This window comes from Synechococcus sp. R8-2 (assembly GCF_047461715.1).
GTDB lineage: Bacteria > Cyanobacteriota > Cyanobacteriia > Thermostichales > Thermostichaceae > Thermostichus.
Genome location: NZ_JANSHQ010000737.1, coordinates 1 through 1,079, shown reverse-complemented (window position 1 = coordinate 1,079; position 1,079 = coordinate 1). Strand labels below are relative to the sequence as shown.

1 protein-coding gene is annotated in these 1,079 nt (G+C 58.2%); it reads left to right on the top strand.

Features of this window, described 5'->3' with window-relative positions; translation table 11 throughout:
* On the top strand, positions 1 to 1,064 hold a 1,064-nt coding region (locus NW819_RS14345), incomplete at its 5' end, for an NADH-quinone oxidoreductase subunit M (protein ID WP_414414158.1).
* Positions 1,065 to 1,079: the final 15 nt, after the last annotated feature.

Sequence of the window (1,079 nt, the reverse complement as noted above, 5' to 3'; positions counted from 1 at the left end):
CCACCAAGTTCATCCTCTACACGGCTCTCAGCTCCCTGTTTATCCTGGTGGCAGGTCTGGCCATGGCCTTCTACGGGGATCCCATCAGCTTTGACATGACGGATCTGGCCCACAAGACCTATCCACTCACCTTCCAACTGCTGATGTATGGGGCCTTCCTCATTGCCTATGGGGTGAAGCTGCCCATTTTCCCCTTGCACACTTGGCTGCCCGATGCCCACGGCGAGGCCACTGCGCCGGTGCACATGTTGCTGGCCGGGATCCTGCTCAAGATGGGGGGCTATGCCCTGATGCGCATGAATGCGGGCATGCTGCCGGATGCTCATCTTTACTTTGCGCCAGTGCTGATCGTGTTGGGGGTGGTGAACATCATCTTTGCCGCCCTCACCTCTTTTGCCCAGCGCAACCTGAAACGGAAGATCGCCTACTCTTCCATCAGCCACATGGGCTTCGTGCTCATCGGTATCGGATCCCTGACGGAGATCGGCATGAGCGGCGCCATGCTGCAGATGATCTCCCACGGGCTGATCGGGGCCAGCCTGTTCTTTTTGGTGGGGGCCACCTACGACCGCACCCATACGCTGGAGCTGGAGGAAATGGGCGGCGTTGGCCTGAAGATGCCCAAGATCTTCTCCATGTTCACCGCCTGCTCCCTGGCTTCGCTAGCCCTACCCGGCATGAGCGGCTTTGTGGCCGAGATCATGGTGTTTATCGGCATGGCCACCACCGATGCCTACTCTCTCCCCTTCCGGTTGGTGGTGGTTTTCCTGGCAGCAGTTGGGGTGATCCTGACCCCCATCTACCTGCTGTCGATGTTGCGGCAGATTTTCTTTGGCCCAGAGAACAAAGAGCTCACCGAACACGAAGAATTGGTAGATGCTGAGCCACGCGAGGTGTTCATCATCGCCTGCCTGTTGATCCCCATCATTGGCATTGGGCTCTACCCCAAGCTGGTGACCAGCCTCTACGACCAATCCACTAACGCTTTGGTGGCGCTGCTGCGGCAGGAGCTACCTCAAACTGGTGAGACGGTTGCCCAAGCTCCTGCCCTCTACAACAAGTAAACTACCCGACCCTGA